We start from the raw sequence: 18,206 nt of genomic DNA on the forward strand, positions 1-18,206 counted from the left end.
GTCGGGTGTCTCCGTGGTGGGGTGTCAGACCCAGCCGTTGGCCTTCACGTCGGCCCAGGTCTTGTCGAGGCACATCGCGATCAACCGGCCGAGTTCGTCGATCTGTTCGGCCGTCGTGACGAGCGGAGGCGCGACGATCATCCGGTCGCCGACCGCCCGCATGATCAGCCCGTTGCCGAAGCAATGCCCGCGACACACCATGCCCACCTCGAGTTCGGAAGGAAACAGGGTGCCGTCGCTCTTGTCCTTGACGAGCTGGATGGCGCCCATCAGGCCGCAGGTCTCGGCATGGCCGACCAACGGGTGGTCTCGCAGCGACGCATAGAGCTTCGCCAGACGAGGGCCGGTCTCGTCTCGCACCCGTTCCACCAGCTTCAGCTGCTGGATCAAGCGAATATTCTCGACACCGACCACACAGGCCACCGGGTGGCCTGAATAGGTGTACCCATGCTCGAATTCGCCGCCTTGCTCGATCAGCACCTTCGCGATCCGCTCGCCGACCATCACGCCGCCGAGCGGTACGTAGCCGGACGTCACTCCCTTCGCAAAGGTCATCAGGTCGGGCCGCGAGCCGAAGCGCTCGCAACCGAACCAATGCCCCGTGCGACCGAAGCCGCAGATCACCTCGTCGCTGACGAGCAGCACGCCGTACTTGTCGCAGATGCGCTGGATCTCCGGCCAATAGCTGTCCGGCGGCACGATCACCCCGCCGGCACCTTGCACCGGCTCGCCGATGAACGCGGCGACCTTCTCCGGCCCGAGTTCGAGCAGCTTCTCTTCCAGCCAGCCGGCCGCGTGCACCCCGAAGGCTTCCGGAGTCATCTCGCGGCCCACCTGATACCAGTGCGGTTGCTCGATGTGCACGATGCCCGGGATGGGCAGGCCGCCTTGCGCATGCATCGCCGCCATGCCGCCCAGCGACGCGCCGGCCATGGTCGAGCCGTGGTAGGCGTTCTTGCGGCTGACGATCACCTGCCGCTCGGGCTGGCCGAGCAGGTCCCAGTAGCGCCGCACCATGCGCACCACAGTGTCGTTGCCTTCGGAGCCCGAGCCTGAGAAAAAGACGTGCTGGAACTGCGGCGGCGTGACTTCGGCCAGCAACTCGGCCAGCTGGATCGCGGGCGGCGTGGCGGTCTGGAAAAAGGCGTTGTAGAACGGTAGCTGCTGCATCTGCCGCGCGGCGGCGTCGATCAGCGCCTGCTGCCCATAGCCGACGTTGACGCACCACAGGCCGCTCATCGCATCGAAGATCCTGTGCCCGTCGCTGTCCCAGAGGTAGACGTTCTCGCCACGCGTGATGATGCGAGCGCCCTTGCGGGCAAGCGACTGGAAGTCGGTGAACGGGTGCAAGAAGTGTGCGGCGTCGGCGGCCTGCCAGTCGCGCGTGCTGCGGCTCGAGGAGATGTCGGCATTCATGGTCATGGTCGGGGCCAGAGGGTTCAGACGTGCAGCAGCAAGTGTTCCCGCTCCCAGGGCGAGATCACCTTCATGAACTCTTCGTACTCGGTGTCCTTGACTTCGGTGTAGACGGTGATGAATTCCCGACCGAGCACCTCGTGCAGGTCGGCTTCATCCTTCAGCAGTGCGAGCGCTTCGCCAAGGCTGCGCGGCAGCGCGTAGTCGCCGAGGTAGGCGTCGCCTTTGCACTCGGGCGTCGGCTCGATGCGGTTCTTCAGTCCCAGGTAGCCGCAGGCCAGCGTTGCGGCCAGTGCGACGTAGGGGTTCGCGTCGGCGCCGATCACGCGGTTCTCGATGCGTCGTGCCGCCGGGGCGGCGACCGGAGACCGGATGCCGACCGTGCGGTTGTCGGTGCCCCACTGAATGTTGATCGGCGCCGCGGTGGCGCGTGCCAGGCGGCGGTAGGAATTGACGTAGGGCGCGAACAAGGCCATCGCCGCGGGCGTGTAGCGTTGCAGGCCGCCGATGTACCAGTAGAACGCCTGGGACGGCGAGCCGTCCTCGTTGCTGAACAGGTTCTTCCCGGTCGCCTTGTCGAGCAGGCTCTGGTGCACGTGCATCGCGCTGCCCGGCTCGTTGGCCATCGGCTTGGCCATGAAGGTGGCGTACATCCCGTGGCGCAGCGCCGTCTCGCGGATCGTGCGCTTGAAGAAGAACACCTCGTCGGCCAGTTGCAACGGACGATCGTGGAAGAAGTTGATCTCCATCTGCCCGGCGCCCACCTCGTGAATCAGCGTGTCGACGTTGAGCTCCATCTGCTCGCAGTACGCGTAGATGTCCTCGAACAGCGGGTCGAACTCGTTCACCGCGTCGATCGAATAGGCCTGACGCGACGTCTCGGCGCGGCCGCTGCGGCCGACCGGCGGGCGCAGCGGCTGGTTCGGGTCGGTGCTGCGCTCGATCAGGTAGAACTCCAGCTCCGGCGCAACGATGGGCTCCCAGCCTTCGGCATTGAACAGGTTGCACACCCGCCGCAGCACAGAGCGTGGCGCGTAGGGTACGACGTTGCCGTGGCGGTCGAAGCAATCGTGGATCACCTGCGCCGTCGGGTCGGTGGCCCACGGCACGATGCGCACCGTCGCCGGATCGGGCCTCAAGTGCATGTCGCGGTCGGTGGGCGTGATGACGTCGTAGTACGGCCCCTCGTCCGGGAACTCACCCGTGACGCCGATGGCGACGATCGCCTCCGGCAAGCGCATGCCGCGGTCTTCGGTGAACTTCTCGCGCGGCAGGATCTTGCCGCGCGCCACGCCGGTGAGGTCGGGCACCAGGCACTCGATCTCGGTCACGCGTCGCTCGTTGAGCCATTGCTCCAGCTCGCTGAAAGTGAAACTGTCTCGGACCACCATACATCCCTTTCCTCGTTGACCCTCGCGGCGACGCCGCGTCTGCGCTGGTTGACGGGCGGGCGGCGCTAGGTGAGGGGGCCCGAGTGGCGGTCTCGATATTGGCGGCAGGCGTCGCCGAAAGCCTGGAACAGCTTCAGTGACACCGGGTTCTCTGCAGCACGCCACTCGGGGTGCCACTGCACGAAAAGGTTGAAGCCCGATGCCTCGGGGTGGGAGAACGCTTCGATCATGCCGTCCGGCGCAGTGGCTTCGACGCGCAGCGCCGGTGCCAACCGGTTGACGCCCTGGCCGTGCAGGCTGTTGACGTCGAACTGCGTCAGGCCCAGCACCTGCTGCAGCACGCCACCCGGTTCGACGGTGATCGGGTGGGCGATGCCGTACTGCACATGGACGTCGGCACCGGGTTTCGCGCGGTGATCGCGCCGCTCAGGGACCTCCTGCACAGCCTGGTGCAAACTGCCGCCGAGGGCCACGTTGGCTTCCTGCAGGCCGCGGCAGATCGCGAACAGGGGGATGCCGCGGTCCAGTGCGGCGGGTATCAGCGGCAGCGTCCAGGCATCGCGCCCGGGGTCCAAAGGCAGGCTCGGGTCGTATACCTCTTCGCCGAAATGGCCGGGATGCACGTTCGACACCGACCCGGTCAGCAGCACGCCATCGGCGAGCGCAAGCAGTTCATCGATCTCGGAGACAGTCGCGGTCGGCACCACGAGCGGCAGGCACCTTGCCAGCCGCACGGCATCGACGTACTTCTTGCCTGCAACATGGAACGGGTGGTGCCCGATCATCTTGTTGCAGGCGGGAACCAGGACCACGGGCTGGCGCCGGTTCACCGTGGGCGGGTGTTGGTGGCTCATGGGGCTTGCTGCGCTGGGCTCTTGACCCGGTGTCTGCGACGGCGCACTGGGCTTGCGGGTGCAGCGCGAGGTTCACGCTCCTTACGCAGGCAGTGTGCCAAAGCACCCGCCGGTGTCAATGCCGCCAGGGGAAACACCCGATGCACGCGGGCCGGGTAGACACGCGGAGTCGGTCCCGAGAGGGCTGCGGCGCAGCTTCTACTCGACCCGCTTCAGTGCATCGGCCAGCGTGCCGACGATCTGGTCGATGTGGGACTTCTCGATGATCAGCGGCGGCGACAGCGCGATGGTGTCTCCGGTAGTGCGGATCAACACACCGCGCTCCCAGCAGTCGAGGAAGATCGAGAACGCCCGCTTGCCTGGCGCACCGGCAATGGACGCCAGCTCGATACCCCCGACCAGGCCGATGTTGCGCACGTCGATCACGTGCGGCAGGCCTTTCAGCGAATGCACGGCGTCAGCGAAGTACTGCGCCAGTTCGCCCCGGCCGCGGGTCAGCAAGGCCTCGTCCTGGTAAGTATCCAACGTGCCGAGTGCTGCCGCGCATGCCAGCGGGTGCGCCGAGTAGGTGTAGCCGTGGAAGAACTCGATCAGATGTTCCGGCCCGTTCATGAAGGCATCGTGGATCTGCCGCTTCACGAAGACAGCGCCCATCGGCACGCACCCATTGGTGATGCCTTTAGCGACCGTCATCAGGTCAGGGGTCACGCCGAAGTGGGTCGCGGCGAACGGCGATCCCAGGCGGCCGAACCCGGTGATGACCTCGTCGAAGATCAGCAGGATGCCGTGCTGGTCGCAGATCTCGCGCAGCCGCTGAAGGTAGCCTTGTGGCGGGATCAGCACGCCGGTGGAACCGGCCACCGGTTCGACGATGACGGCTGCGATGGTGGAGGCGTCGTGCAGCGCGATCAGGCGCTCCAGGTCGTCGGCGAACTCGGCGCCGTGTTCGGGTTGCCCGCGCGAGAACGCGTTGCGCTGCAGGTCATGCGTGTGCCGGATATGGTCGACCCCGGCCAGCAGGGTGCCGAACATTTTCCGGTTGGCCACCATGCCGCCGACCGAGATGCCCCCGAAGTTGACACCGTGATAGCCGCGCTCCCGGCCGATCAGTCGCGTGCGTTGGCCTTCGCCGCGCACCCGGTGGTACGCGATCGCCATCTTCAATGCCGTCTCTACGGACTCGGACCCGGAGTTCGTGTAGAAGACCTTGCTCAACTCCGGTGGTGTCAGCTCGACCAGCCGTTCGGCCAGTTCGAAGGCCTTCGGGTGGCCCATCTGGAAAGGGGGCGCGTAGTCGAGTTCGCCGGCCTGCTGGCGGATGGCCTCCACGATCCTGGGCCTGGCATGGCCCGCATTGACGCACCAAAGCCCTGCCACGCCGTCCAGCACCTGCCGACCTTCAGGCGTCCAGAAATACATGCCTTCGGCACGCGCGAGCAGCCGCGGCGATTTCTTGAACTGGCGGTTGGCCGTGAACGGCATCCAATAGGCATCAAGGTCTTGGTGCATGGGCGGGCAGGCTGGATGAGGTGAGTGAAAGGATGAACTTCGGCGCGCCGAAGTCAAGCCCAGTCTAGGCCGGAGCGGGCGCAACAGGGTTGCAAGGTCATGCGTGCAGCCGGCGTCCCGTCGCATAAGATGCCGCGAATCGACGTCACCAAAGAATTTCATGCGAAACCCAGCCCGAGAAGTGCCGCTCGACGCGATCGACCGCGCCATCTTGCGCGAACTGCAAGCGGACGGGCGTCTGTCCAACGTCGAGCTTGCACAGCGCGTTCACCTGTCGCCGTCCGCCTGCCTGCGCCGGGTGAAGCTGCTGGAGGAGAGCGGCGTGATCGACCGCTACGTCGCGCTGCTCGAGCCGAAGGCTGTGGGGCAACCGGGCGTTTCATTCACGATCGTCAACGTCGAACGCACCACGCCCGAAGGCTTGCGAGCCTTCGAGCAGGCGGTGCGCGATGAGCCGCAAATCCTCGACTGCTACTACGTTGCCGGCAGCAGCGACTACCTGCTGCGGTTCAGCTACCGCGACGCAGAAGATCTGGAGCGCTTCCATGCCGAGGTGCTGGCGCGACTGCCGGGCGCGGTGCGCCTGAATTCGATGCTGGTGCTGCGTACCGTGAAGCGGACCACCGCGCTGGAGATCTGAAGGCAGGGTGCCGGTCGGCTGGCAGGGGGGTAAGCTTCCACATGACGAAATCGAGATTTCGCATAGAGAAAAGTTCGGCATGGTGCAGTGCCGCATGCTCTTCCATTGTGGGAAAGTCATTCCCGCATCCTGAAATCGACCGGCTAAGCCTTTGTTTTTAATGAAGAAACTTTTGTGTCTTATATAAGACATAAGTCTCGCATTGGCCTCCCAAGACTCGTAAGCTTTGCTCCATCCTGATCGCATCGATGTCTTGACTAACTGGAGGTCCCCATGACGAACCCGACTCGTGAACAACAAGCCGCTGCCCTCGAGAAAGACTGGGCTGAGAGCCCGCGCTGGAAGGGCATCAAGCGCGGCTATAGCGCCGCCGACGTGGTGCGCCTGCGGGGCTCCGTGCAGATCGAGCACACGCTGGCCAAGCGTGGCTCCGAAAAGCTGTGGAGCCTGATCAATACCGAGCCCTTCGTCAATGCGCTGGGAGCGCTGACCGGCAACCAGGCCATGCAACAGGTCAAGGCCGGTCTGAAGGCCATCTACCTGTCGGGCTGGCAAGTCGCAGGCGATGCCAACCTGGCTGGCGAGATGTATCCCGACCAGTCGCTGTATCCCGCCAACTCGGTGCCCGCCGTCGTGCGCCGCATCAACAACACCTTCCAGCGTGCCGACCAGATCCAGTGGTCCGAGGGCAAGGACGACGTCGACTTCTTCGCGCCGATCGTGGCTGACGCGGAAGCCGGCTTCGGCGGCGTGCTGAACGCCTTCGAGCTGATGAAGTCGATGATCGAGGCGGGCGCCGCCGGCGTGCACTTCGAAGACCAGCTGGCGTCCGTCAAGAAATGCGGGCACATGGGGGGCAAGGTGCTGGTGCCGACGCGTGAGGCGGTGGCCAAGCTGGTTGCGGCCCGCCTGGCCGCCGACGTGATGGGCACCCCGACCGTGCTGGTCGCCCGCACCGATGCCGAGGCAGCCGACCTCGTCACGAGCGACGTCGACGACAACGACAAGCCGTTCTGTACCGGCGAGCGCACCGTTGAAGGCTTCTTCCGCACCAAGCCCGGTCTGGAGCAGGCCATCAGCCGCGGCCTGGCCTATGCGCCGTACGCCGACCTGATCTGGTGCGAAACCGGCAAGCCGGACCTCGCCTACGCGAAGAAGTTCGCCGAGGCGATCCACAAGCAGTTCCCGGGCAAGCTGCTGTCCTACAACTGCTCGCCGTCGTTCAACTGGAAGAAGAACCTCGATGACGCGACGATCGCCAAGTTCCAGCGCGAGCTGGGCGCGATGGGCTACAAGTTCCAGTTCATCACGCTGGCCGGCTTCCACAGCCTGAACTACTCGATGTTCGAGCTGGCCCATGGCTACGCCCGCAACCAGATGAGCGCCTTCGTCGAGCTGCAGGAGAAGGAATTCGCCGCCGCCGAGAAGGGCTTCACCGCCGTGAAGCACCAGCGCGAGGTCGGTACCGGCTACTTCGACGCCGTGACCACGACGATCGAACGCGAGGCGTCCACCGCCGCACTGAAGGGTTCGACCGAAGACGAGCAATTCTTCGACCAGAAGCACGGCTGATATCGCCCTCGAGGGGGCGGGCGCCGTCGTCGATGGTGCCCGCCAGTGAAAAGCTCCAACCGCATCGGTAGATGCATTCGCCCGGCCAAGGCCTCTTGCCGGGCTTTTTTGTGTCTGCTGCGATACAATTGCGGCTTCCCTCGGACCGGCAAGAGCGAGAAAGGCATCAGGGGTTATGACACCGCGAACTACGACCACCATCACCTTCTTCAAGGTCTAGTCGGTCGGCCGCGGCTTTCGTTTGTCTGTTCTCCAACAAAGCGCGGCGACCCCCGCGCTTTTTTGTTTTCAGCGGTCCGCTCGGAGGCCGCCCAGAGAGGTTTTCATGGTTTCAATTCAGTTGCCCGACGGTTCCCGACGCGAGTTTCCCGGCCCGGTGACCGTGGGCGAAGTGGCGGCCTCCATCGGCCCCGGGCTCGCGAAGGCGGCCATCGCGGGCCGGGTGGGGCAGGGCAAGGACGCTCACGTGGTGGACACCAGCTACCGCATCGAAAGCGATGCGTCGCTCGCGATCCTGACGGACAAGGACCCGGAAGGGCTGGACGTGATCCGGCATTCGACGGCGCACTTGCTGGCCTACGCGGTGAAGGAGCTGTTTCCCGACGCTCAGGTGACGATCGGCCCCACCATCGAGAACGGCTTCTACTACGACTTTTCGTACAAGCGCCCGTTCACGCCGGATGACCTGCAAGCCATCGAGAAGAAGATGACCGAGCTGGCGAAGAAGGACGAAAAGGTCGCTCGCCGCGTGTTGCCCCGCGACGAGGCGGTCGCGTATTTCAAGAGCCTGGGCGAGCACTACAAGGCCGAGATCATCGCCGGCATTCCGTCGAACGAGGAAGTGTCGCTGTACCGAGAAGGCGGTTTCGAGGACTTGTGCCGCGGCCCTCATGTGCCGAGCACGGGCAGGCTGAAGCACTTCAAGCTGATGAAAGTGGCCGGCGCCTACTGGCGCGGGGACCATCGCAACGAGCAGTTGCAGCGTATCTACGGTACGGCCTGGGCGACGAAGGACGAGCTGCAGCAATACCTGCACATGCTGGAAGAAGCCGAGAAGCGCGATCACCGCAAACTGGGGCGCGAGCTGGACCTGTTCCACATCGACGAGCATTCGCCCGGTACGGTGTTCTGGCACCCCAAGGGGTGGGCTCTGTGGCAGGAGGTCGAGCAATACATGCGCCGCGTGTACCGCGACAACGGCTACCTGGAGGTCAAGGGCCCTCAGATCCTGGACAAGACGCTGTGGGAGAAAACGGGCCACTGGCAGAAGTACCGGGAGAACATGTTCACGACCGAGTCGGAGAAGCGGGACTACGCGCTCAAGCCGATGAACTGCCCCGGCCACATCCTGATCTTCAAGCAAGGCATCAAGAGTTACCGCGACCTGCCGCTGCGGTACGGCGAGTTCGGCCAATGCCACCGCAATGAACCGACCGGGGGCCTGCACGGCATCATGCGCGTGCGCGGCTTCACGCAGGACGACGGACACATCTTCTGTACCGAAGACCAGATCCTGCCCGAGTGCGAGGTCTACACGGCGCTGTTGCAAAAGGTCTACAAGGACTTCGGCTTCACCGACATCATCTACAAGGTGGCCACGAGGCCGGAGGCGCGCATCGGCTCCGACGACGCCTGGGACAAGGCCGAGCACGCCCTGATGGAGAGCTTGCGGCGCTCCGGCGTCGCGTTCGAGATCGCCCCGGGCGACGGCGCCTTCTACGGGCCCAAGATCGAGTACACGCTGAAGGATGCATTGGGACGCCCGTGGCAGGTGGGCACGATGCAGGTCGATTTCTTCATGGCCGAGCGCCTGGGTGCCGAGTACGTCACGGAAAGCGGCGAGCGTCAGGTGCCGGTGATGCTGCATCGCGCCATCGTTGGCAGCCTGGAGCGCTTCATCGGCATCCTGATCGAGCAGCACGCCGGCGCACTGCCCGCCTGGCTGGCGCCCGTGCAGGTGGTCGTCGCCAATATCACTGACGCGCAGGCGGATTACGTCCAGGAAGTGGTCAAAACGCTGCAAAAACAAGGACTTAGAGTTGAACGTGATTTGCGCAACGAGAAAATCACGTATAAAATCCGCGAGCACTCGTTGCAGAAGGTTCCCTACATCCTCGTTGTCGGTGACAAGGAGAAAGCGGCGGGAACCGTCGCAGTGCGCGCCCGGGGCAACCAAGACCTCGGTGCGATGTCACTCGACACCTTCTCCCTGAAGATTGCAAGCGACATTGCCCAGAAGGTTTGAGCAGAGGCGGCCCGCCTGCCGCCTCTTCCGAGCCGATGTGCGTGTTTTTTTTGTTTTGGGGCGGGACCCCTGAGGATCTGAGCCATCGCTACTTTCATGGACCGGCGCACTCCCAACGTGGAGCGCAAGCATCGACTGAATCGGGAAATCACCGCACCGGAAGTCCGGTTGAACGGCCCCGAGAACGAACCCATCGGCATCGTGAGCCTGCAGGAAGCCTTGCGGCTCGCCTCTGAGAGCGATGTCGATCTCGTCGAGATTGCAGCAACGGCGACGCCGCCGGTCTGCCGGTTGATGGACTACGGCAAGTTCAAGTACCAGGAACAGAAGAAGGCCGCAGAGGCGAAAGCCAAGCAGCACGTCATCGACATCAAGGAAGTGAAGTTCCGCCCCGGCACGGACGAGGGCGACTACCAGATCAAGCTGCGCAACCTGCGCCGCTTCCTTGAAGAAGGTGACAAGGGCAAGGTGACGCTGCGGTTCCGCGGTCGCGAGATCACGCACCAGGAACTGGGCATGCGATTGCTGGAGCGGGTGCGTGACGATCTCGTCGACGTCAGCGTCGTAGAGAACATGCCCAAGCTCGAGGGCCGCCAGATGATCATGGTGCTGGCGCCCAAGAAGAAGAAGTAAGGCTCCGCAGGGAGCCGTCAGGTTCGAAACCTGTCGCCGGTCTGGTCGCCGGCGGCAAGGCCAAGTGGCCCGGGGCCAACAAGACCGCGAAAGGTTCGCGGCGCCTCACGGGCACAACGAAGAAGGAGCAGTGATGCCCAAAATGAAGACCAAGAAGAGCGCGGCCAAGCGTTTCCGCGTTCGCCCGGGTGGCACCGTCAAGCGCGGTCAGGCGTACAAGCGCCACATCCTCACCAAGAAGTCCACGACCCGCAAGCGCCATCTGCGTGGCGCTGCCAACGTGCATGACACCAACATGGGCCACATCGCACAGATGATGCCCTTCGCGGGTCTGTGACCGTCGGGTCCGCTTTCAACGGTTGAAGGAGAAAAGACATGCCTCGCGTCAAACGTGGTGTTACCGCACGCGCCCGTCACAAGAAGATCCTGGCCCTGGCCAAGGGCTTCCGCGGCCGCCGCAAGAACGTATTCCGCATCGCCAAACAGGCGGTGATGAAGGCCGGCCAGTACGCTTACCGCGACCGCCGTGCCAAGAAGCGTGAGTTCCGCCGTCTCTGGATCGCCCGTATCAATGCGGCGGCCCGTGAGCAGGGCATCACCTACAGCAAGTTCATGAACGGCATGAAGAAGGCCTCGATCGACATCGATCGCAAGGTCCTGGCCGAACTGGCTGTGAACGACCCGGCTGCATTCAGCAGCATCGTCGCAAAGGTGAAGGCTCAACTCGCTGCTTGATTGCCGTGATGGCGTCGAGGCCGACGGCCCCGACCACCGCAGCGCCCCGCTAGACCGGGGCAGCAGGAAAAGGCCGACACCGGGTGCGGCCTTTTTTTATGTCCAGACCGATAGCAGCGTGCCCCCGAGGCGCGCCGACTGCACAGCATGAACGAGCTTGACCAACTGGTCTTACAGGCGCGCGCCGAGTTCTTGCAGGCGCCGACGCCGGCCGACCTGGAGAACGCCAAGGCGCGCTACCTGGGCAAGGCTGGCCGCGTGACCGAACTCCTGAAGGGGCTGGCCGCCTTGGCGCCCGAGGAGAAAAAGGCCCGCGGCGGCGCCATCAACGAAGCGAAGCAGCAGGTGGAGGCGGCGCTCAACGAACGCCGGCACGCGCTGGCCGAGGCCGAGCTGGAAGCTCAGTTGAGGGCCGAAGCGCTCGATGTGACGCTGCCGGGCCGCAGCGGTGGCGTCGGTGCGCTGCACCCGGTGATCCGCACGATGGAGCGCATCGAGGCGATCTTCGGTTCGATGGGTTTCGACGTGGCCGACGGTCCCGAGATCGAGGCCGACTGGTTCAACTTCACGGCACTGAACACGCCGGCCGACCACCCGGCGCGCTCGATGCACGACACGTTCTATGTCGAAGGCGGGCACCTGCTGCGCACGCACACCAGCCCGATGCAGATCCGCTACGCCGTGCAGCACGTCAAGCGGCACCGTGTGCAGCTCGACGCCGGCCAGCCGATGCCCGACATCCGCGTGATCGCGCCGGGGCGCACCTACCGCGTCGACAGCGACGCCACGCATTCGCCGATGTTCCACCAGGTCGAAGGCCTGTGGGTCGGCGAGCACGTCAGCTTCAAGGACCTGAAGTCGGTCTACGTGAACTTCCTGCGCGAGTTCTTCGAGACTGACGACATGCAGATCCGTTTCCGGCCGAGCTACTTCCCGTTCACCGAACCGAGCGCCGAGATCGACATGATGTTCAACAGCGGGCCGCTGAAAGGGCGCTGGCTGGAGGTCTCGGGGTCGGGGCAGGTGCACCCTCAGGTGATCCGCAACATGGGGCTCGATCCCGAGCGCTACATCGGCTTCGCCTTCGGTTCGGGTATCGACCGACTGGCGATGCTGCGCTACGGCGTGAACGATCTGCGCCTGTTCTTCGACGGCGACCTGCGCTTCCTGTCGCAGTTCAAGTAAGAGGCCCGGAGTCGAAATGCAATTCCCAGAATCATGGTTGCGCGAGTTCTGCAACCCGCCGATCGGCACGCAGGAGCTGGCCGACATCCTGACGATGGCCGGGCTCGAGGTCGAGGAGCTGCGCCCGGTCGCTCCGCCATTCCAGCGGATCGTCGTCGCTCAGGTGCTGGAAGTCGCCAAGCACCCGAACGCCGACCGGCTGAACGTGTGCCAGGTCGACGCCGGCACCGGGCAGACGTTGAACATCGTCTGCGGCGCACCGAACGTGCGCCCGGGCATCAAGGTGCCCTGTGCGCTGGTCGGCGCTGAACTTCCGCCGGGCGAAGATGGCAAGCCGTTCCAGATCAAGCTCGGCAAGCTGCGAGGCGTCGAAAGCCAGGGCATGCTGTGCTCGGCGCGCGAGCTGAAACTGTCGGAAGACCACGGCGGGCTGCTCGTGCTCGACGACGGGGCACCGATCGGACAGGACATCCGCGAGCATCTGAAGCTCGACGACGTGCTGTTCACGTTGAAGCTGACGCCCAACCTGGCGCACTGCCTCAGCGTGTACGGCATTGCACGCGAAGTCTCTGCGCTGACCGGTGCCCCGCTGAAGGCTGTCGCGTTTGCGCCCGTGCCCGTGAAGAACACGGACACGTTGCGTGTCGCCATCGAGGCAGCCGACCTGTGCGGCCGCTTCTCGGGCCGTGTGATCCGCAATGTGAACACCCGGGCGCGCACGCCGGCCTGGATGGTCGAGCGGCTGGAGCGCTGCGGTCAGCGCCCGGTGACGGCACTGGTCGACATCTCGAACTACGTGATGTTCGAATTCGGTCGGCCTTCTCACATTTTCGATTTCGACAAGATCCACGGCGGCCTGACGGTACGCTGGGGCCGCCAGGGCGAACGGCTGAAGCTGCTGAACGGCAACACGATCGAGGTCGACGAGAAGGTCGGCGTGATCGCTGACGACGAGGCTGTCGAATCGCTGGCCGGCATCATGGGCGGCGACGCGACGGCGGTGTCTGACGACACCCACAACATCTATGTCGAAGCCGCATTCTGGTGGCCGCACTCCGTCGCGGGACGTTCGCGCCGCTACAACTTCTCGACCGATGCCGGCCACCGTTTCGAGCGCGGCGTCGACCCGGCGCTGACGGTCGAGCACATCGAACGCATCTCGCAGTTGGTGCTCGAAATCTGTGGCGGCGAGGCCGGGCCGATGGACGACCAGATCGTCAACCTGCCGCAGCGTGCGCCGGTCACACTGCGCGTCGAGCGCGCCGCCAAGGTGATCGGCATGCCGGTCACGCAGCGACAATGCGCCGACGTGTTCCGCCGCCTGGGGTTGTCGTTCACCGAAGGTGACGGCACGGTGACGGTGACGCCGCCGAGCTGGCGCTTCGACCTGCAGATCGAGGAAGACCTGATCGAAGAGGTCATCCGCGTGCTGGGCTACCAGAACCTGCCGGATACCGCGCCGCTCGGCCCGATCGTGCCGCGTGTGCGCACCGAGTCTCAGCGCGGCTTGCATGCGGTGCGCAGGACGCTGGCCGGCCTGGGCTACCAGGAAACCCTCAACTTCAGCTTTGTCGAAGAGCGCTGGGAACGTGACTTTGCCGGCAACGTGCAGCCGATCCGTCTGCTGAACCCGATCGCCAGCTCCCTCAGCGTGATGCGGTCGTCGCTGATCGGCAGCCTGGTGCAGGTGCTGCGTTTCAACCTGGCACGCAAGGCGGGCCGTGTGCGCGTGTTCGAAGCGGGGCGCGTGTTCCTGCGTGACGACAGCGTGCCGGAGAGCGACGCGACCGTGGCCGGCCTGCACCAGCCGATGCGGGTGTGCGGACTGGCCTACGGCCCTGCGGCACCGGTGCAATGGGGCGTGCCGGAGCGCCTGGTCGACTTCTTCGACGTGAAGGGCGACCTGGCCCAGCTGTTGGCGCCGCTGCAGCCGCGTTTCGTCGTGGCCGAGCACCCGGCCTTCCACCCGGGACGCTGCGCGGCCATCGTGCTGGACGATGGCGTGGTCGGCCACCTGGGTGAACTCCACCCGAAATGGCGGCAGGCCTACGAGCTGCCGCACGCGCCGGTGGTGTTCGAGATCGAGGCAGCCGCGCTGCAGCGCCGTCCGGTGCCGACCTACAAGCCCATTGCCCGGCAACAGGCGGTGACGCGCGATCTGGCGGTGATCGTGGCCGACAACGTGCGTTACGACGCGCTGATCGAGGCTGTGCAAGCGGCACCGACCGGAGGGTTGGTGCGCGACGTGACCTTGTTCGACATCTACAAGCCCAAGGCTGCCACCGGCGAAATCGGTGCCGACGAGCACAGCGTGGCGCTGCGACTGGAGCTGCTCGACGACGACGCGACGCTGACCGACGAGCGGATCGAGGCCGCGGTGCAAGCCGTGGTCGATACACTGGGGTCCCGGCTGGGGGGCCGACTGCGCGGCTGAGGTGGGCCGGAGGAGCGAACATGGATAGAGCGATACTCCCGTCCATCGAGACGCCGACGCTGACCAAGGCCGAGCTGGCCGACCTGCTGTTCGAACGGCTGGGGCTGAACAAGCGCGAGTCCAAGGACATGGTCGAAGCCTTCTTCGAGATCATTCACGCCAGCCTGGTGGAAGGCCAGGACGTGAAGTTGTCGGGGTTCGGCAACTTCCAGATCCGGCGCAAGGCGCCCCGGCCCGGGCGCAACCCGCGCACCGGAGAAGCGATCCCGATCAAGGCGCGCAATGTGGTCACATTTCACGCCAGTCACAAGTTGAAGGGTGTTGTGCAGGGAGACATTCCCGCCGGGGAAGAGTTCGAGTAAAGTCTTAGCTTTCTTGCTCGATCTTATTGATTTCAGTGGAGAAATCGCTCCCCGCCATCCCTGCCAAACGCTACTTCACCATCGGTGAGGTGAGCGAGCTGTGCGGCGTCAAGCCGTACGTGCTGCGCTATTGGGAGCAGGAATTCACCCAGCTGAAGCCGATGAAGCGCCGCGGCAACCGGCGCTACTACCAGCACCACGAGGTGCTGCTGATCCGTCGCATACGCGAGCTGCTGTACGAGCAGGGTTTCACGATCAGCGGCGCACGCAACCGGTTGGCCGAAATGGGCAGCCATGCATCGCGGCAGGAATCGGTCGATGCTCCGGAGAGTGTGCCGCCCGTCTACGAACACGAGGTCGTTGAGGCGCCTGTGGCTCAGGAAGCGGTCGCGGCCGCGCTGGTCGCGAGCACTTCCGCTCGCGCGGCCGTGGTGCCGTACTCGGTGCATCAAGTGCGCCAGGAACTGCTGTCGATCCGCAGTTTGCTGGTCATCTGACGCAAAGCATCGTATACTCTTTGGCTTCGTCGGGGTGTAGCGCAGCCTGGTAGCGCACTTGCATGGGGTGCAAGGGGTCGCGAGTTCGAATCCCGCCACCCCGACCAATAAAATCAACGGGTTAGCAGCCACAAGCTGCTAGCCCGTTTGTCATTCCGGGACGCTGCGTCCTAACGGCGTCCTAAATTTGTCCCGGTTCGCGGCGCCTGCAGATGCCGGGCGGCGGGCGCAACGCATCCCTGTCCGCAGTAGGGGCAGGTCCTTCAGTGTTTCCTCCAACTCGTTGACGCTGGCTGCCGCAGATTGCAGCAATCCGATGCGGTGTCCCCACCGATGCGGGCAGGAGCGTCCCGTCAGGGACTGGCGCACAGGGTTGTCCACAGCGGCTGGGGATAGCGCCCGGCGAACATGGTCCAGCCGTGAGCCTGCGTGTTGCTCATGCCATGGAATGCATGGCGGCTGCTCGTCGGGTGGCCGGATCCGGATAGCGACGGACGGTTCCCGGCAGGACATTGTTGCGATGGAAAACTTAGGACCGTGCTACCTGGCGGGTGAGGAGGTCATCCATCCGCGGCAGCCCGACTTCCAGCAGCGACTCGCGCATGCCTACGACGGGCGGCTGCTGCTGCGCTGCCTGTGCCGCGACCCTGGCATCCCGGTCTACATCGCCCGCTACCGGGACTACGTGGTCAAGCGCTGCCCCGGGACCGGGCACCAGCACGACCCGCTTTGCGACGCCTACGAGCCGCCGCCAAGTCACGGTGGCCTCGGCGAGTTGATGGGCGACGCCGTGCGGGAACTCGAGGGCGACCGGCTCGAGGTGGTGTTTTCGTTTCCGCTGTCGCGACGCCAGGGCAGTTCCAGGGCGGCTGCCGAGCCAGCTGCTCCGACCCATGTGAGATCGTCGCACCGTCCTCTCGGCCTGCGCGCGATGCTGCACCTGTTGATGGAGCGTGCCGGCTTCAACCGCTGGTCCCCACGCATGGCCGGCAAGCGCAACTGGCCGGTGTTCCGCTACCACCTGCTGCAGGCCGCGACGGAACTCAGGGCCAAGGGCCTGTGCCTGGCCGATCGTCTGTTCCTGCCCGAGCCGTTCCGGCGCGAAGATCTGGACGGCCTGGCCGAGCGCCGTCAGCGTCGGTTGGGGACGCTGATGGTGCCGCAGGGCGACGGCAGCCTGCCGATGATGCTGATCGTCGGTGAGGTGAAGGAGGTGGCGCGCACGCCGCAGGGCGCGGCGCTGCGCTTGAAGCACATGGCCAACGTGGCGCTGCATGTCGACGCGACCACCTTGTGCCGGCTGCGCCGGGTCTTTGCGGAGGCGATCGACGCCTGGGAGCTGCAACCGGCGTCGGCCGTCAGGGGTAGCGCGCGCCTGCGCCTGCTGCTGGCTGCGTTGGTGTTCGCGAAGCGTGAGAGCCTGCTGTGGGTGCACAGTGCCACGCTGCAACTGGTGAACGAACAGTGGCTGCCGTTGGCGCATCCCCGCGAGGCGGGCCTACTCCAGATGCTGGTGAACGAGGGGCGGTGCTTCTACAAGCCGCTCGATTTCGAGTCGAGGCGGGCACCGGCTTTTGCGAACGCGTTGCTGTTGGACGCGCGACCGGCGCCGGTACCGCTGCATATCGTCAGTCCGTTGATGCCCGAGCACGAACGACAAATGAAGGAGGAGGGGATCAAGCTATCGGTGCCGTCCGCGTGGATTTGGCGGCTAGACGAAGGCGCGGCGGCACCGCAACTGCCCGCGAGGTAGGGTGCAGTGTGCTCGTGCGGCGCTCCGTCTTGGTACCACCAGAAAGTCCGGCCGCATCAGCCACCGGGTGGTGCACCCGGAGGTAGACAGTGCCCCCTTTTGGGGGATCGCACGATTCCATCAGTTGGGTATATGGTGCCAACGATTGGTTACAAGGAGGGTCAGCATGAGAGCGCTAGTCACTTTTGTGCTGTGCGTGGCACTTGCATCACAACTTTCCGGCTGTGCAACGGCAGACAGCCGACCGTTGGTCGACTCAACTGCATCAAAGACCTTCACTCTGCAGAAGATTGAAGGCGGCGGGAAGTCCCAAGCAGAATTGGATGCGGAGAACGAGAAGCAGATTGAGGATCGACTTCAAGAAGTGCTGAACTTTTGTCTACCGCGCCTGTCCGGCTACGAGAAGGCGTCAGTGGACCAAGCAAAGAGGGCTTACTGGCTGTCGATGAGCGGGCTGGTAGCAGGATCCGTCGTTGCTCCTGCTCTTACCGCAGCAAACGCCACCGCCAATGCGACCTACATCGCCGCATTCAGTGGATGGGGTGGCGCAACCAACTTCGCTGGACAGGCCCTTCGCACATCTGGCTTGAGCGGCAGCACGATTGCGGAGACCCGCAATGGGATCATCAAGAATGTTCGTGAAGCGATCGGTATAGCGAGCGATGGAACGAAGACCTTTGAAGAGCGGCGCGGAGCCCTCATGCGCGCCCGCTCCGAATGCATCATCTACGAAATCGCTGTGCCATCGATTCCCTCGTCCGACTGAACGAGCTTTCTTGGGAACCAGTAAACGCCGTCAGTATCGCCAGCGCCGGCAAGCGGCAAGAGCGATTCCAGCGTGGCTTGGCCCCGGCGTGAACCTTGGCCACCCGGCTTTCCCTCTCGACACTCTTCGCAGCCTCGCACACTTCGTCCTCCCGCGGGCTTCCCATCGCATTCAGTCATCGGTGTCAGCGATCGGCATATGCCGGCCAACCGAG

General features: G+C 64.7%; 16 protein-coding genes and 1 tRNA gene. 13 read left to right on the forward strand and 4 right to left on the reverse strand.

All coding sequences use genetic code 11. The features are described from left to right. Window positions 1-24 precede the first annotated feature (24 nt). From M8A51_RS11150 to M8A51_RS11165, 4 genes are all read right to left on the reverse strand, one after another. Window positions 25-1,416, reverse strand: coding sequence for an aspartate aminotransferase family protein (locus M8A51_RS11150; RefSeq protein ID WP_251778460.1), 1,392 nt, complete (start codon window positions 1,414-1,416; stop codon window positions 25-27). Window positions 1,417-1,439: 23 nt separating this feature from the next. Next, complete coding sequence (locus M8A51_RS11155) at window positions 1,440-2,807, reverse strand: glutamine synthetase family protein (RefSeq protein ID WP_251778375.1); 1,368 nt, start codon at window positions 2,805-2,807, stop codon at window positions 1,440-1,442. A 65-nt stretch (window positions 2,808-2,872) separates the two neighbouring features. Beyond that, window positions 2,873-3,661, reverse strand: coding sequence for a gamma-glutamyl-gamma-aminobutyrate hydrolase family protein (locus M8A51_RS11160; RefSeq protein WP_251778377.1), 789 nt, complete (start codon window positions 3,659-3,661; stop codon window positions 2,873-2,875). Between the two features lie 198 nt (window positions 3,662-3,859). Then, window positions 3,860-5,170: an aspartate aminotransferase family protein gene (locus M8A51_RS11165; protein ID WP_251778379.1), complete on the reverse strand. Its 1,311-nt coding sequence runs from the start codon at window positions 5,168-5,170 to the stop codon at window positions 3,860-3,862. A 160-nt stretch (window positions 5,171-5,330) separates the two neighbouring features. Between M8A51_RS11165 and M8A51_RS11170 the strand changes: the two genes are divergently transcribed. The 13 genes from M8A51_RS11170 to M8A51_RS11230 all read left to right on the forward strand — a co-directional run bounded on the left by M8A51_RS11170 (window position 5,331) and on the right by M8A51_RS11230 (window position 17,992). Continuing rightward, the gene (locus tag M8A51_RS11170) at window positions 5,331-5,810 is read left to right on the forward strand and encodes an Lrp/AsnC family transcriptional regulator (RefSeq protein ID WP_251778381.1); all 480 of its coding nucleotides are present in this window, start codon (window positions 5,331-5,333) and stop codon (window positions 5,808-5,810) included. A 273-nt stretch (window positions 5,811-6,083) separates the two neighbouring features. Beyond that, the gene (aceA, locus tag M8A51_RS11175) at window positions 6,084-7,382 is read left to right on the forward strand and encodes an isocitrate lyase (protein ID WP_251778383.1); all 1,299 of its coding nucleotides are present in this window, start codon (window positions 6,084-6,086) and stop codon (window positions 7,380-7,382) included. A gap of 325 nt (window positions 7,383-7,707) precedes the next feature. Beyond that, window positions 7,708-9,627, forward strand: coding sequence for a threonine--tRNA ligase (gene thrS, locus M8A51_RS11180; protein ID WP_251778385.1), 1,920 nt, complete (start codon window positions 7,708-7,710; stop codon window positions 9,625-9,627). A gap of 96 nt (window positions 9,628-9,723) precedes the next feature. Beyond that, entirely contained in the window at window positions 9,724-10,260 is a 537-nt protein-coding gene (infC, locus tag M8A51_RS11185) for a translation initiation factor IF-3 (protein ID WP_251778387.1), read from the forward strand. A 133-nt stretch (window positions 10,261-10,393) separates the two neighbouring features. After that, window positions 10,394-10,597: a 50S ribosomal protein L35 gene (gene rpmI / locus M8A51_RS11190; RefSeq protein ID WP_251778389.1), complete on the forward strand. Its 204-nt coding sequence runs from the start codon at window positions 10,394-10,396 to the stop codon at window positions 10,595-10,597. Between the two features lie 38 nt (window positions 10,598-10,635). After that, window positions 10,636-10,995, forward strand: coding sequence for a 50S ribosomal protein L20 (gene rplT, locus M8A51_RS11195; protein ID WP_251778391.1), 360 nt, complete (start codon window positions 10,636-10,638; stop codon window positions 10,993-10,995). A 147-nt stretch (window positions 10,996-11,142) separates the two neighbouring features. Further along, window positions 11,143-12,180: a phenylalanine--tRNA ligase subunit alpha gene (gene pheS, locus M8A51_RS11200; protein WP_251778393.1), complete on the forward strand. Its 1,038-nt coding sequence runs from the start codon at window positions 11,143-11,145 to the stop codon at window positions 12,178-12,180. Window positions 12,181-12,196: 16 nt separating this feature from the next. Further along, on the forward strand, window positions 12,197-14,614 hold the full coding sequence (gene pheT, locus M8A51_RS11205) for a phenylalanine--tRNA ligase subunit beta (RefSeq protein WP_251778395.1): 2,418 nt from the start codon (window positions 12,197-12,199) through the stop codon (window positions 14,612-14,614). A 20-nt stretch (window positions 14,615-14,634) separates the two neighbouring features. After that, window positions 14,635-14,976, forward strand: coding sequence for an integration host factor subunit alpha (locus tag M8A51_RS11210; RefSeq protein WP_251778398.1), 342 nt, complete (start codon window positions 14,635-14,637; stop codon window positions 14,974-14,976). A gap of 35 nt (window positions 14,977-15,011) precedes the next feature. Beyond that, window positions 15,012-15,473: a MerR family transcriptional regulator gene (locus M8A51_RS11215; protein ID WP_251778400.1), complete on the forward strand. Its 462-nt coding sequence runs from the start codon at window positions 15,012-15,014 to the stop codon at window positions 15,471-15,473. 30 nt (window positions 15,474-15,503) lie between these two features. Next, window positions 15,504-15,580: transfer RNA gene (locus tag M8A51_RS11220), tRNA-Pro, on the forward strand. A gap of 413 nt (window positions 15,581-15,993) precedes the next feature. Next, the gene (locus M8A51_RS11225; RefSeq protein ID WP_251778401.1) at window positions 15,994-17,226 is read left to right on the forward strand and encodes a DUF1173 family protein; all 1,233 of its coding nucleotides are present in this window, start codon (window positions 15,994-15,996) and stop codon (window positions 17,224-17,226) included. Window positions 17,227-17,392: 166 nt separating this feature from the next. Continuing rightward, the gene (locus tag M8A51_RS11230; protein ID WP_251778404.1) at window positions 17,393-17,992 is read left to right on the forward strand and encodes a hypothetical protein; all 600 of its coding nucleotides are present in this window, start codon (window positions 17,393-17,395) and stop codon (window positions 17,990-17,992) included. Window positions 17,993-18,206 lie beyond the last annotated feature (214 nt).

Origin of the sequence: Caldimonas mangrovi, from assembly GCF_023721835.1 — a bacterium.
GTDB classification, from domain to species: domain Bacteria; phylum Pseudomonadota; class Gammaproteobacteria; order Burkholderiales; family Burkholderiaceae_C; genus Caldimonas; species Caldimonas mangrovi.